Origin of the sequence: Calidithermus timidus DSM 17022 (genome assembly GCF_000373205.1) — a bacterium.
Classification (GTDB): domain Bacteria; phylum Deinococcota; class Deinococci; order Deinococcales; family Thermaceae; genus Calidithermus; species Calidithermus timidus.
In genome coordinates this window covers 190,700-203,790 of sequence record NZ_KB890700.1, presented here as the reverse complement: position 1 = coordinate 203,790, position 13,091 = coordinate 190,700, and the positions used below count along the sequence as shown (strand labels likewise).

At 66.7% G+C, this 13,091-nt stretch carries 12 protein-coding genes; 9 read left to right on the top strand and 3 right to left on the bottom strand.

Annotated elements, in window-relative coordinates; all coding sequences use genetic code 11:
• Positions 1-19: 19 nt before the first annotated feature.
• Positions 20-1,900, bottom strand: a complete 1,881-nt coding sequence (locus tag B047_RS0113955; RefSeq protein WP_018467593.1) for a polyphosphate kinase — start codon at positions 1,898-1,900, stop codon at positions 20-22.
• Positions 1,901-2,071: 171 nt separating this feature from the next.
• Between B047_RS0113955 and B047_RS0113950 the strand changes: the two genes are divergently transcribed.
• The 6 genes from B047_RS0113950 (at position 2,072) to B047_RS0113925 (ending at position 8,724) form a co-directional block, all read left to right on the top strand.
• Positions 2,072-3,310 carry an MFS transporter gene (locus tag B047_RS0113950; RefSeq protein WP_018467592.1) on the top strand — a complete coding sequence of 413 codons (1,239 nt, stop codon included), beginning with the start codon at positions 2,072-2,074 and terminating at the stop codon, positions 3,308-3,310.
• Between the two features lie 127 nt (positions 3,311-3,437).
• A complete protein-coding gene (locus tag B047_RS0113945) occupies positions 3,438-3,881 on the top strand; it encodes an arsenate reductase ArsC (RefSeq protein ID WP_018467591.1) in 444 nt (147 codons plus the stop codon).
• Between the two features lie 401 nt (positions 3,882-4,282).
• Positions 4,283-4,957: a response regulator transcription factor gene (locus B047_RS0113940; protein WP_018467590.1), complete on the top strand. Its 675-nt coding sequence runs from the start codon at positions 4,283-4,285 to the stop codon at positions 4,955-4,957.
• Between the two features lie 118 nt (positions 4,958-5,075).
• Positions 5,076-6,413 (top strand): sensor histidine kinase, encoded by a 1,338-nt coding sequence (locus B047_RS0113935; protein WP_018467589.1) that lies wholly within the window; start codon positions 5,076-5,078, stop codon positions 6,411-6,413.
• Positions 6,414-6,593: 180 nt separating this feature from the next.
• Entirely contained in the window at positions 6,594-7,340 is a 747-nt protein-coding gene (locus tag B047_RS0113930) for a (Fe-S)-binding protein (protein ID WP_018467588.1), read from the top strand.
• Positions 7,330-8,724, top strand: coding sequence for a LutB/LldF family L-lactate oxidation iron-sulfur protein (locus B047_RS0113925; RefSeq protein WP_018467587.1), 1,395 nt, complete (start codon positions 7,330-7,332; stop codon positions 8,722-8,724). Before B047_RS0113930 ends, B047_RS0113925 begins: the two co-directional genes overlap by 11 nt.
• A gap of 76 nt (positions 8,725-8,800) precedes the next feature.
• Here B047_RS0113925 and mazF read toward each other — a convergent pair whose 3' ends face one another.
• Complete coding sequence (gene mazF, locus B047_RS0113920; protein WP_245533751.1) at positions 8,801-9,133, bottom strand: endoribonuclease MazF; 333 nt, start codon at positions 9,131-9,133, stop codon at positions 8,801-8,803.
• A gap of 11 nt (positions 9,134-9,144) precedes the next feature.
• Complete coding sequence (locus tag B047_RS0113915; protein WP_026234900.1) at positions 9,145-9,387, bottom strand: AbrB/MazE/SpoVT family DNA-binding domain-containing protein; 243 nt, start codon at positions 9,385-9,387, stop codon at positions 9,145-9,147.
• Positions 9,388-9,491: 104 nt separating this feature from the next.
• On the opposite strand from B047_RS0113915, the gene B047_RS0113910 reads away from it, so the two are divergent.
• From B047_RS0113910 to B047_RS0113900, 3 genes are all read left to right on the top strand, one after another.
• A complete protein-coding gene (locus tag B047_RS0113910; RefSeq protein ID WP_018467584.1) occupies positions 9,492-10,073 on the top strand; it encodes a LutC/YkgG family protein in 582 nt (193 codons plus the stop codon).
• 142 nt (positions 10,074-10,215) lie between these two features.
• Positions 10,216-11,631 (top strand): sigma 54-interacting transcriptional regulator, encoded by a 1,416-nt coding sequence (locus tag B047_RS0113905; protein WP_018467583.1) that lies wholly within the window; start codon positions 10,216-10,218, stop codon positions 11,629-11,631.
• 98 nt (positions 11,632-11,729) lie between these two features.
• On the top strand, positions 11,730-12,953 hold the full coding sequence (locus B047_RS0113900) for a vWA domain-containing protein (RefSeq protein WP_018467582.1): 1,224 nt from the start codon (positions 11,730-11,732) through the stop codon (positions 12,951-12,953).
• Positions 12,954-13,091: the final 138 nt, after the last annotated feature.

The window sequence follows — 13,091 nt, the reverse complement described above, 5'->3', positions numbered from 1 at the left end:
GCCGATGGGCGAGGATCATTCAGGGCAGCTTCTGCCCGTCGTGCTTGCCTCCCCACAGCGCCTCCTGGCCCTCGGGGCCGAGGAGGAAGGTGTTGCGGTCGTCGTTGAGCTGAGCCCGCAGGAGCTCGAGCACCTTGCTTTTAGCCCGGCTGCTCTGGATGGGGAAGAACAGCTCGTAGCGGTGGTCGAGGTTGCGGGGCATGAGGTCGGCGCTGCCGGCCCAAACGCGCCACTTACCCTTGTTTTTGAAGGCGGCGATGCGGGCGTGCTCGAGGTAGCGCCCTACCAGGCTGCGTACTTTGACCCCAGGCCAAAGCACGGTGAGGGTAGAGCGCACGATCAGGTGGACCCTGGCTCCCTTGTGCAGGGCTTTCTCGAGGGCAGCCAGGATGGTGGGATCGGTGAGGTGGTTGCACTTGAGGATGATCTCGCCCTTTTTGTGGGCCTCACCCTCGATGGCTTCACACAGCGCCTCGCGGATACCCTCGGCGGTGCGCAGAACCGCGAGGTGGGGAACGTGGTTGCGCTCGAGGGCCCCGAAGAACGTGGCCACGTCCTGGCCGATGCGGGGTTCGGCGGTGAAGAGGGATAAGTCGGTGTAGAAGCGTCCGTTGAGCGGGTTGTAGTTGCCGGTGCCCAGGTGGACGTAACCCTGCCCCTCCCGCCGCACGTAAAGGGCCTTGGCGTGCACTTTCTTGCTCGGCAGGGGCAGCACCCGCACCCCCGCGCCCTGAAAGCGCAGGCTCCACTCGAGGTTGATCAGCTCGTCGAAGCGGGCCCGGCCCTCCAGCAGCACCGCCACATCCTTGCCAGCCTTGGCGGCCTGGATCAGGGCCTCGGCGATGCCGTTGCCCTGACCGATGCGGTAGAGGGTGGCGCGGATGGCCTCGACCTTAGGGTCCTGGGCGGCGGCGAGGGCGAAGGCTTCGACCTGGCCGTAGTCCTCGAAGGGGTGGTAGAGCACCAGGTCGCGCCGGTCCAGGTAGCCCCAGGGGTCCGCGAGGAAGCCCTTGACCCTGAGGGGCTTGTTGGCCGCGAAGCGGGCGCTGGCCGGTCCCCCCTCCACCATGGTGTTCACGAAGCGTAGGTCCAGGGGGGGGAGAAGCCGGAACACCTCCTCCGGCTCCAGGCCCAGGGCCACCCGGATGCTCTCGGCCCACAGCTGAGGGAAGTCCTCCTCGAGCTCGAGGTGGCTCACCCGGCCATCCAACCTCGCCTCCAAGGCCTCGGGCAGTTCGTCCCAGTCGGCGCGGGAGCGCTCGAGCTGGGCCAGCCGGATCAGACGGAACTCGAAGAGCTGGCTCTTGGTGGGCACGAAAAGGTCGGAACGCATGCGGATGAGCGCCCCCAGCCGCACGTAGCCGCCCTCGCGCCCAGGAATGGGCAGCAGGCGGGGCAGGCTGTCGGGCAGGCGGATGAGGTGGTGCATCAAGCCGTCCCCGGCAGCGAAGTACAGCGCCCTGGGCGAGAGGTCGGCGATGGCCTCGGGGGGGATCAGGTCGGTGCGGGGGGCCACCTCCTCAGCCAGATAAGCCCCGAAGTACTGCTGTTCGGCCTTGGTGAGCTGGGCGGGCTCGAGCACGTGGATCCCCAGCCCGGTGAGTTCGCGCAGAAACTCGCGGTAAAGGCGGCTGGCCTCCTGCGCCTGGCTGAGGGCTTCTTGCAAGAGGGCCAGGTAGCTTGACCCACCGCGCTCCTCGAGAAAGGCCCGTGAAACGCGCGCGGCGAAAAACTCGTCGGTGTTGCTGGCCCAGATGGCCAGAAAGCGCAGCCGCTCGAGCAGGGGAAAGTCCGGGCGCAGGCTTTGCAGCAAGACCCGCCGGTTGAAGGAAAGCCAGGAGGCCTCCTGGCTTAGGTACACCCCACGGATCTCGAGGTTCCCCCCGTTCCTGGGCTTCATCAGCCTGGAGTCTGTCGCTTTTTTGTCAGGGGAGTGTGGGGAGTTTTTGTTCTTGCGCTTACCCACGCCACCTACGAGTGTAGCCAAAGATCCCCCATGGAGGCCAGAGCGGGGTTCAGGAACTGCTGGTGGCGGCTCGAGGCTGCTGCTGCGTTGGGGTATAACACTTCCATGCCCCCCCACACGGCTCCCAGGCGCTTCTACGGCTGGAGGATCGTCTGGGCGCTGGCCCTGACCACGACCATTTCTTACGGCATCCTCTACTACGGCTTCGGCGTGCTGGTCAAACCCATGGAGGCCGAGCTGGGCTGGAGCCGGGCCCAAACCTCGGGGGCCTACTCGCTGGGGCTGTTGATCTCGGGACTGATGGCGATCCCGGTGGGCTACTGGGTGGACCACCGGGGAGCGCGGGGCCTCTTGCTGCTGGGCTCGCTCTTGGGCAGCCTGATGCTGCTGGCCTGGTCGCAGGTGCACAGCTTGGGCGCCCTCTATGGGGTATGGGTGGGGATGGGCCTGGCGATGGCCCTGGTGCTCTACGAGGTGGCCTTCACGGTGGTGGCGGTGTGGTTTCGCCGCTGGCGCCACCGGGCCACCTTCGTCATCACCATGGTGGCCGGGCTGGCCAGCACCCTCTTCGTACCGCTGGAAACGCTGCTGGTCGAGAGCCTGGGCTGGCGCAGTGCCCTGGTGGTCCTGGCCCTGATCTTCGGGCTGCTCACCCTGCCCCTGCACGCCGTCGTGCGCCGCCGCCCCCAGGATTTGGGCCAGTGGCCCGACGGCGAGCCCGACCCCGGCGTACAGCTTCCCGAAACCAGCGTGAGCGCCCGGGCCGCTTTCGCGGAGGCGAGCTTCTGGTGGCTGGCCACCGCCTTCACCCTCTTGAGGCTGACCACTGCCGCCATTGGAGCGCACGGGGTGCCGCTATTGCTCGAGCGCGGCTACAGCCCGGCCTTCACGGCGGCTGCCGTGGGCTCCATCGGGCTGGTGCAACTGCTGGGGCGAGCCTTCTTCCTGCCCGGCAGCCAGCGCTGGTCGCTCTACCACGCCACGCTGGGGGTGATGTTCGCCCAAGCACTGGGCTCGCTGGCCCTGCTGCTGGTGCCGGGCAGCCTGGGCGTAGGGGCCTTCGTGCTGCTGTACGGTATGAGCAACGGCGCGGGCACCCTGGCCAGAGCCGGGCTCGTCGCCGAGCTCTACGGCTCCGAGAGCTACGGGCGCATCAACGGGGGCATCAGCCTGGTGGTCTCGCTTACCCAGAGCCTGGGACCTATCGGCGCAGGGCTGCTGCACGGGGTTGCGGGCAGCTACGACGCGGTGCTAGGGGTTCTGGTCGCCGCTTCGCTGCTGGCGGCCTTGTGCGTACGGCAGGTTCGACTGAGCGGTCAAGCGCTCGAGGAGGCCCAATCGTGACCTGAGGGTTTGCCGCAGGTCCGCCAGCGGCTTCAGCAGGTTGGGCTGTCCCTGGAGGGCTTGCCCAGACGGCGCCGCCGCACTGCACCTGACCCTGAGCTGACCCAGAGGGGTAGACTGAAGCAAGATGAGGCTGCTCATTCTCTGCACCGCCAACTCCGCCCGCAGCCAGATGGCCGAGGGCTGGGCCCGCTATTACGCGCAGAAGCACGGCCTGGACCTCGAGGTCCACAGCGCGGGCACCAAAGCCACCCGGGTCAACCCCAACGCCATCGCGGCCATGGCCGAGCGGGGCATCGACATCTCCACCCACCACTCCAAGACCCTCTTCGACGTGCCCGACCCCTGGAACTTCGACTACGTGCTCACCGTCTGCGACTCGGCAGCCGAGAACTGTCCGGTCTACCCGGCCAAAACCACCCGCCTACACCACTCCTTCCCCGACCCCGCCGCAGCGGCGGACGAGCCTAAGGCCTTCCGCGAAGTGCGGGACATGATCGGCCCCTTCATCGAGCAGTTGATCCTGGCCCTCAAGCAGGGCAAGGACGTGGCCGCGGTGGAGGCAGGCTGAACCGGGCTCGAGGCGCTTTTACCCCCCTCCCATTCACCCCGAATCCCCACTCCCCAGACTATGGGGCGTGCTTGGTTGGATCCTCGGCCTGACCCCCTGCCCCAACTGCCCTGGATTCCCCATGGCAGCGAGCTGCGACTGGTCTCCCCCGATTACCGCACGGTCTATGCGGTGTATCAGGTGCGCCAGCGTCGCCTGATAACCCCCTCCAAACCCACGCCAATCAGGGTATCCAAGGAGCCGAGGGGATTATTCGGACACCCGGCAGGATTCACGTGTACAATGGGCTCAGTGCTTCCAGGGGCGATGTGTGGCTGCAGGTCAGGGAGAAGCCCCAACGAGTTGCTGACCCGCACCTATCGCCTGGAGCTGCCCGGTGGCAAGGTGTTGCCGGAGGTACGATGAAACAGATCTTGCTCATCGAGGACGACCCTGAAATCGCCCGCCTGTTGCAGCTCGAGCTGGGCGAGGCAGGTTTCAACGTGGACTGGGCCAACGGAGGCATGGCCGGGCTGGTGCGGCTGCGCGAAGTCCCCCCGGACCTGGTGATCCTGGACTTGGGACTGCCGGATTTGGACGGGGCCGAAGTAGCCCGGCGCATCCGCTCGAGCACCGAGGTACCCATCATCGTGCTGACCGCCGCCGACTCGGTGGAGCGCAAAGTGAGCCTGCTGTCGGGCGGGGCCGACGACTACATCGTCAAGCCTTTCCACCCCGCCGAGTTGCTCGCGCGCATCCAGGTGCAGCTTCGCCACCGTGAGGGCGGAGAGCAGATCCGGGTGGGGGGTCTCGAGGTGCACCTGGCTAAGCGCCAGGTCAACTTCGACGGCCACGAGATGAGGCTCTCACCCAAGGAGTTCGAGCTGCTCTCGCTGCTGTGCACGCGCCCTGGCAAGGTCTTCAGCCGGGTGGAGATCGAGGAGCACCTGTGGGGCCGGCCCTTAGAACGCGACTCCAACGTGGTCGATGTGCACATAGCCAACCTGCGCTCCAAGCTGCGCGAAGCCGGAGCTTACGGCTACTTGCGCACGGTCCGCGGCGTGGGATACGCGCTGCGGCAGCGTGATAAGGAGTAGGCGAGCAGGGAATGACAACCGTCAAAGTATGCCGAGGGTCAGGGGCTAAGCATTTCGCGTACGGCCCCTGGCATTTGGCGTATTGCGGATTGCGTACGCCGTAGGACGTACGACCCATATGACCTTCCGCCTTCGCCTGATCCTGGCCTACACCGTCATCTGGGGCGTGCTGCTGTTGCTGGCGGTGGGAGTGACGACGTACGCGGTGCGCCAGGGGCTGTACCGGCAGGTCGAGCAAACCCTGTTGCACGATGCCCAGCGCCTGGGAGAACTCTACGACAGCCCCAACCCCGGCGGGGTCTCAGCGGAATCGGGCGGTACCCTGATCACCATCTACAAGCTGGACGGCGCGGAAGCAGGGGAACCTTACGAGATTGCCGATAAATCCCAGCAGTTGCCCAAGGAGGTGGTGCTGCAGGCCGGGATGGCTCCCCGCATCTATCGAGCCCCCACCTTCCGCGCCGCCTACATCCGCACCCAGCAAGTAGGCGTCTTCGCGGTCAGCCAGGACACCACCTTCATCGAGAACATCTCGCGGGGCGTGGCCCGTTCACTGCTGCAGACGCTGTTTCTGCTGCTGCCCATAGGCGCGCTACTGATGGCGGTGTCGGGCAGGGTGGCACTGGCCCCTTTGCAACGGGCTGCCTGGGCGGTGCGCACTCGAGGCCCCAACAACCTAACCCCCCTGCCCTACAACGGGCCCTCCGACGAGTTGGGCCAGATCATCGAGCGGGTGAACTCGCTACTGGAAGCCCTGCGCGAAGCGCAGAGCCGGGAGCGGGCTTTCCTGGCCGAAGTTTCCCACGAGCTGCGGACCCCCCTCACCGCCCTCAACGGCAACCTGGACCGACTCTCGCGCAATCCCGGCGATTCCGAGGCCTTGCTGCGGGCTCGCCGAACCGCCGAGCACCTCTCGAGGCTGGTCGGCGACCTGCTCTCGCTGGCCAGGGGCGAGGCCGAGCGCACGGTCAACCCCCACATCGTCCCGCTGGGCGAGTTGCTGAGCCAGGCGGTAGGCGAGTACCCGGGCGTGACGCTGTTCCTGCCGCCCAATCCCCCCGAGGTATTGGGCGACCCCGACCGCCTGCTACAACTCGCCCGCAACCTCATCGCCAACGCGGTCCGGGCCGCCGGGCGGCCCCAGGGGGTGCGGGTGCGCACCTGGACAGACGAGGCTCCCCCGGCCAACACGGCAGTAGCCGGAGCGCTGCAGACCCAGAAGTGGGCCGCCTTCTCGGTCACCGATGACGGGCCGGGCATCCCGCCCGAGCTGCTGCCCCGCCTCTTCCAGCGCTTCGCTCGAGGCCCCCAGGGCGGCACGGGGCTGGGTCTGGCCATCGCCAAGCAGATCGCCGAGGCCCACGGGGGGCGCATCCTGGTCTCCTCCCAACCGGGCAAAACCCGCTTCGCGGTGTACCTGCCGCTGTTGGCAGATGGAGAGGAAGAAGCGGGGTAAAAAAGGCCGCAGCCATCGGCGAGGAGCCGGGGCGTCGTGCATCCCCCCAAGGGACGCCACCACCCTCCGCAAGGCGGATGGTCTAGCCGGGCTTCAATCGATTCGGTTACCTGGGCTTCAGAACACCCTCCTACGGACATTTGACAAAGCCCCGCCCCCGACTCGAGACTAAGGCTCGACATGAAAGTGGCGCTGTTCGTGACCTGCCTGGTCGACCAGTTCTACGCCGAAGCAGGGGTGGCGGCGGTCCGACTGCTGCGCAGTCTCGGTTGCACGGTAGCGTTCCCCCCGGCCCAGACCTGCTGCGGCCAGCCCGCCTACAATGCGGGCTACTGGAGCGAGGCCCGCCAGATGGCCGAGCATACCCTGGGGGTGTTCGAGGACGCCGACTACGTGGTGCTGCCCTCGGGCTCCTGCACCACCATGCTGCGGGCCTTCTACCCCGAGCTCTACCGCGACAACCCCAAAATGTTCGCCCGCGTCAGCAGCCTCAGCAGCAGGAGCTACGAACTGGCCGAGTTCATCGTCAGGGTGCTGGGCATCACCCGCCTGGGGCAGGGCCTCGCCGGGCAGCGCATCGCCTACCACCACGGCTGTCACGCTTTGCGCGAGCTGGGCATCAAGGACGAACCCATCGCCCTGCTGCGGGGCGCCGGGGCCGAGATCGTCGACTGGCCCGCCGCTACCGAGTGCTGCGGCTTCGGCGGGTTGTTCTCGGTCAAGCTGCCCGAGGTGTCGCTGGGCATGGCCGACCGCAAGCTCTCGACCCTGCCCGAGATCGACGTGCTCACCAGCGCCGATGGCGGCTGCTTGTTGCACCTGTCGGGCCGCATCCAAAAGCGTGGACTGCCCCTCCCCGTCAAACCGCTGGCCGCGGTGCTGTGGGAAGCAACACAAAACCGCAAGGAGGATCCCCATGCGGCTTAGGGCCAACGAATACCCCAAGGAATCGGCGCGGGTCATCCGGGAAGAGCCCCACGTGCGCGAGTCGGTGACGGGGGCCACCCTCAACTTCGACGCCAAGCGCCGTGCGGCCTATGCCGAGGTGGATTCCGAGCAGTGGCGCCACTTCGCCGAAGCCGTCAAGAACCACGTGCTGATGAACCTCGAGCACTACCTCGAGCAGGCCGAGGCAGCCCTCGAGCGAAGCGGTGTTCGGGTGCACTGGGCCGAAGACGCCGAAGCCGCCCAGCGCATCGTAGCCGCGCTGGTGCGCGAGAAGGGCGTGAAGCGCGCGGTCAAGGCCAAGACCATGCTCTCGGAGGAGCTGGACATCAACCCGCTGCTCGAGAGCCTGGGCGTGAAGGTGCTCGAGACCGACTTGGGCGAGTACATCATCCAGCTCCTGGAGCAGCCCCCCAGCCACATCGTGGGCCCGGCCATCCACCTCAACCTCGAGCAGATCCGCCGGCTCTTCCACGAGCGCTTCGGCACCCCCCTCGACGCCGCGCCCGACGCCCTGGCGGCGGCGGCCCGCAAACTGCTGCGACAGGGCTTCCTCGAGGCCGACCTGGGCATCAGCGGCGCCAACTTCGTGGTGGCCGAGACCGGGACGCTGGTCCTCATCGAGAACGAGGGCAACATCCGCCTCTCCACCTCCACCCCCCGCCTCCACGTCGCGCTGGTGGGCATCGAGAAGCTCCTGCCCCGCTTCTCCGACCTCTCGGTGTTTCTCTCGCTCACCGCCCGCGCCGCCACCGGCCAGCGCCTGGGCACCTACGTCTCGCTGATCCAGGGCCCCCGTCGCCCCGACGAGACCGACGGCCCCGAGGAAGTCCACGTCGTCTTCGTGGATAACGGACGCAGCAGCGTTCTGGCCGACGATGAGGCCTGGGAGACCTTGCGCTGCGTGCGCTGTGCGGCCTGCCTCAACGCCTGCCCGGTCTACCGCCAGACCGGCGGCCACGCCTACGGCTACGTCTACTCCGGCCCCATCGGTGCGGTGCTGAGTCCTGGGCTGGTGGGCCTGGAGAACACCAAGCCCCTCCCCTACGCCTCCTCGCTGTGCGGTGCCTGCTTCCAGGCCTGCCCGGTGCGCATCCCCATCCCCAAGCTGCTCCTCACCTGGCGCCACCGCGCCGTCGAGGAGGGCCTCACCCCCCGCTTCGAGAGGACCGCCCTCAAGGGCTACGCCCTGGCCATGACCCAGCCCTGGGCCTACCGCCTGGCCTCCAAAGCCCTGCGTCTGCTACCCAAGAAAGCCCTCGACAACACGGTAGTCCCGGTGCTCAAGGCCTGGGTGGAGGGCCGGGCCGGGTTGCAGCCGAGCCCCAGGAGCTTCAGGGAGTTGTGGGAGGAGGGGATCGACTGAGGCGCTGCGCCAACTGCCTGACCACGCCCTGTTCTACCGGACAAGCTGCCTGGTCGCATCTGGCGGCAGTTTCCTTTTACCGATCTCCCAGGAGGAGCGGCGCGATCTTGGCTACAACCTCCTCGAGCAACCTGTAGGGCGCCTTACAGATAAAGTCGGCCCGGCGCACCCGCCAATCCAGGCTGCGAAGCTGGTCGCTCAGCACCACCCCACTTACCGAAAGGCCCTCCGGTAGCGCTACCTCGAAGGGGTAGCCTTTGACCTGGCTGGTCAGCGGGCATACCAGCGCAAGGCCCGTTTTGCCGTTATAGGCCGCCGGAGACAGGACTAACGCGGGGCGGCGCCCCCGCTGCTCGTGCCCGGCCTGCGGGTCCAGGCTCAGCCATATCAGGTCACCACGTTCAGGCACATAGGGCGGCACTACCAGACCTCTCGACCCACTACCGGCCCGAAGTTCTGCTCGGCGTGAAGGTTCTCCTCGGTGATCGCTTCGATCAGGTCCTCGAGCCGGTAGCGCGGCTTGTCCACCGGCTCGAGCCAGAGTTTGCCGTCCTCAAGGCGAAGATCTACCCTAGCTTCAGGCTTCAGGCCCAGCTCTGCCGCGAAACTCTTGGGGATCCGGAGGGCTAAACTGTTTCCCCACTGCTGCACTTTAGTTCGCATAAGTATCTACAATGAAGATACGGCGTTCATTGGTCAGCGTCAACAGACGCCGTATGGGCGATGTTCTTGTCCTGGATAGTGCGTCAAGGCGTATACTCCGGCAAATGCGCGAGCGCATCCTCTCCCGTGTTCGCCGGGCCCTCGAGCACCGCCCCAGCCCCGTCCTCCCTGACCCCCTTACCCTGCCCGCTCTCTCCCGCGAGGAAGCCGTCGCCCTCTTCGGCGAGCGGCTCAGCAGCAACGGGGGCGAGGTGGTGCGGCTCCCCGACTTGGGAGGGGCGCGGGAGTGGCTCGAGGGCTTCGCCCAAAGCTTCAGCGGCGCGGCGGTGAGCCGGATGGTGCCCCCCGTGCTCTACCCCGACCTACCCCCCCTACCGCCGGAGGAGGCGCCGCTGGGCATCTCCTGGGCCCTGGGCGCGGTGGCCGAGACGGGAACAGTGCTGCTCTCCAGCCGCGAGGGGCGGCACACTGGGCTGCTCCCCCCCACCCACCTGGTCTTCGTGCCGGAAGAAAAAGTGTACGGAAGGCTGCTCGAGGCCCTTCGGGCGCTCAAGGAGGACCTCCCCTCAGCCATCGGGCTGCACTCGGGTCCCAGCAAGTCGGCAGACATCGGGCAGGTCATGGTGCGGGGGGTTCACGGGCCGGGGCGGCTGGTCGCGGCCCTGATCGCCGAGCTGAGCGACTGATGCGCGCTACAGCCCAAGCACACTGCACGGAAAAAACCCTCACAAATGCCAATTTAGATGGCCAATGCGCCCGGGGGCCGATAAAAAAACACTTGAAAGCCAATCCACATATATTTTGGGGCTCGAGGCGTACACTCCCTCCATGAAGGCCACAACCCTAGGTGAGTTGAAGCGCTCCTACCCCATGGAGAAGCTCCGGCGCAGCGTCAAAGACGAAGCCCGTGAGAACCTCATCGCCAAGCTACGCTCAGGCGAGCGGCTGTTCCCCGGCATCCAGGGCTACGACGACTCGGTGATCCCCGCGCTCGTCAACGCGGTGCTGGCCCGCCACAACTTCATCTTGCTGGGGCTGCGGGGGCAGGCCAAAAGCCGCATCCTGCGCCAGATGACCGAACTCCTCGACGAGGAGATTCCCGCCCTGCCCACCGATCTGCGCGACAATCCCCTCAAACCCCTTTCCGCCGAGGCCAAGCGCCTGCTCGCCGAAGCCGGGGACGACGCCCCCATCGTCTGGGTTCCGCGCGACGAGCGCTACGTGGAGAAGCTGGCTACCCCCGACACCACCGTAGCCGACCTACTGGGCGACATCGACCCCATCAAAGCTGCGCGGCGCGGCACAGGGCTCTCCGATCTCGAGGCCGTGCACTACGGTTTGTTGCCCCGCGCCAACCGGGGTATCTTCGGCATCAACGAGGTCGCCGACCTCGCCCCCAAGGTGCAGGTGGCGTTGTTCAACATCCTGCAAGAGGGAGACGTGCAAATTCGGGGATACCCGGTGCGGCTGCAGCTCGACGTGTGGATCGCCTTCACCGCCAACCCCCAGGACTACACCGCCCGCGGCAAGATCGTCACCCCCCTCAAAGACCGCATCGGCTCGGAGATCCGCACCCACTACCCCAGGACCCTCGACGAGGGCTTGGCCATCACCCAGCAGGAAGCCTGGACCGCCCGCGAGGAGGGGCTCTACATCCCCTCCTACGTGGCCGAGGCCAGCGAGGCCGTGGCCTTCATGGCACGCGAGGACAAGCGGGTGGATAAGACCTCAGGGGTTTCCCAGCGCCTGTCCATCAGCCTGCTCGAGCTCGTAGCCTCCAACGCCGAGCGCCGTGCCCTGCAGTACGGCGAGCGCACCGTGGCCCGTCCCATCGATCTCTACTTCGCCCTGCCCGCCATCACCGGTAAGATCGAGCTCGAGTACGAAGGCGAGCTGCAAGGGGCCGAGCGGGTGGCCCGCGACCTGCTGCTCAAAGCCTTCGCGACGGCCTACGGCGAGCGCTCCAAGGGGCTCAAGACCGATGAGATCGTCGATTACTTCACCCAGGGCAACCTGCTGACCCTACCCGAAGACGCCAGGGGCGCTCTGAGGGAGATGGAGCAGGTGCCCGGTCTGCTGGAAGCCGCCCGCCGCCTGGAAAGCCACAATACCCCCGAAGCCCTGGTGGCTGCGGGGGAATTCATCCTCGAGGGCCTGGCCGGCCGGCGCAAGATCGCACGGGGTGAGGAGAGCTACAGCGCCCCCATCGAGCGCGAGCGGGAGCGCTGGGGAAGCGGGAACTGAGATGTCAAACGCCGAACGCCCAATGCCAACCGCCGGGGCTGGGCTCTTCCCTGGCGTCGGACGTTGGGCGTTTAGCGCTCGGCGTTGCCGGAGGCAGCATGCGCGTTCGCTATAGCAAGTACGAAGCCAGCCTCGACGACCTGACGAGCTCCGAGCTCATGGACATGCTCGAGGACTTCCTCCTCGACTCGGGCTTCTCCGACCCCTACAACCGCTATCAGCCCGACCCCGACCGCCAGCCCACCCTCGAGGACCTCTACGACGCCCTCTTGCAGGCGCTGCTCGAGCAGGATCGCATCCCCGAGGAGTGGATGCGTGAGGCCCGTTTCGCCAACCGCAAGGAGGACACGCGTCTCTACCGCGAGATCCAGAGGCTCATCCAGCGCCTACAGGACGAGGGCTTCATCCGACTCGGCAGCAACGACCCTACCGAGCCCGCTCAGGGACAGGGAATGCAGGGCGAGGCCCAGGAGACCCGCCTCGAGCTCACCAACAAGTCGGTGGACTTCCTGGGCCTGCGCTCGCTGCGCTCGTTGATGGGGGCTCTGGGCAAGAACAACCCCGGCGCCCACGCCACCCGGCACTACTCCTCAGGCGTAGAGGCCAGCGGCGAAACCAAGCCCTACGAGTTCGGCGATCAACCCAATCTCAACATCTCCGAGACCCTCAAGCGCGCGGTCATGAAGGGGATGGAGAACCTCGAGGAAGAAGACCTCATCATCGAGCTCGCCGAGTACACCGCGGCCATGAACACCGTGGTGCTCTTAGATTGCTCGCACTCCATGATCCTCTACGGCGAAGACCGCTTCACCCCGGCCAAGCGCGTGGCCTTGGGGTTGTCGCACCTCATCCGCACCCAATACCCTGGCGATCAGGTGCGCTTTGGCATCTTCCACGACTCCGCTGAAGAGGTTCCGCTGGGCCGGTTGCCCACGGTGCAGGTGGGACCCTACCACACCAACACCGCCGAGGGTATCAAGCTCGCCCGCAAGCTGCTGCGCAAGATGGGCGGGGAGATGCGGCAGATCATCATGATCACCGACGGCAAGCCCTCCGCCCTCACCCTGCCCTCGGGGCAGATCTACAAGAACGCCTGGGGCCTCGATCCCGTGATCCTGGCCGAAACCCTCAAGGAAGCCACGTTGGCACGCAAGGAAGGCATCCCCATCCACACCTTCATGCTCGCCCGTGAGCCCGAGCTGCTGGCTTTCGTCAAGAAGCTCACCCAGATCACCCGCGGCAAGGCCTACCTGACCACCCCGGCCAACATCGGGCGCTACGTGCTCATGGACTTCCTCACCCGCAAGATCAGCCGCAACTGAGCGCGGCTCCCACAAATACCGCCTACAGCCGCCCCTGATGCTGCACGGCGCGCGGCGTAATGTTGGGAACGCGACGAGTCGAGCGCTGCTGGTGGGGAGGGAGTCTTTGATCGCAAGCCTCGAGCCTCCCGCCCCCGG

Excerpts from the sequence above, each read along its gene's own strand:
- B047_RS0113955 (WP_018467593.1), bottom strand. The coding sequence starts at position 1,900 with ATGAAGCCCAGGAACGGGGGGAACCTCGAGATCCGTGGGGTGTACCTA.
- B047_RS0113950 (WP_018467592.1), top strand. The coding sequence starts at position 2,072 with ATGCCCCCCCACACGGCTCCCAGGCGCTTCTACGGCTGGAGGATCGTC.
- B047_RS0113945 (WP_018467591.1), top strand. The coding sequence starts at position 3,438 with ATGAGGCTGCTCATTCTCTGCACCGCCAACTCCGCCCGCAGCCAGATG.
- B047_RS0113940 (WP_018467590.1), top strand. The coding sequence starts at position 4,283 with ATGAAACAGATCTTGCTCATCGAGGACGACCCTGAAATCGCCCGCCTG.
- B047_RS0113935 (WP_018467589.1), top strand. The coding sequence starts at position 5,076 with ATGACCTTCCGCCTTCGCCTGATCCTGGCCTACACCGTCATCTGGGGC.
- B047_RS0113930 (WP_018467588.1), top strand. The coding sequence starts at position 6,594 with ATGAAAGTGGCGCTGTTCGTGACCTGCCTGGTCGACCAGTTCTACGCC.
- B047_RS0113925 (WP_018467587.1), top strand. The coding sequence starts at position 7,330 with ATGCGGCTTAGGGCCAACGAATACCCCAAGGAATCGGCGCGGGTCATC.
- B047_RS0113915 (WP_026234900.1), bottom strand. The coding sequence starts at position 9,387 with ATGCGAACTAAAGTGCAGCAGTGGGGAAACAGTTTAGCCCTCCGGATC.
- B047_RS0113910 (WP_018467584.1), top strand. The coding sequence starts at position 9,492 with ATGCGCGAGCGCATCCTCTCCCGTGTTCGCCGGGCCCTCGAGCACCGC.
- B047_RS0113905 (WP_018467583.1), top strand. The coding sequence starts at position 10,216 with ATGAAGGCCACAACCCTAGGTGAGTTGAAGCGCTCCTACCCCATGGAG.
- B047_RS0113900 (WP_018467582.1), top strand. The coding sequence starts at position 11,730 with ATGCGCGTTCGCTATAGCAAGTACGAAGCCAGCCTCGACGACCTGACG.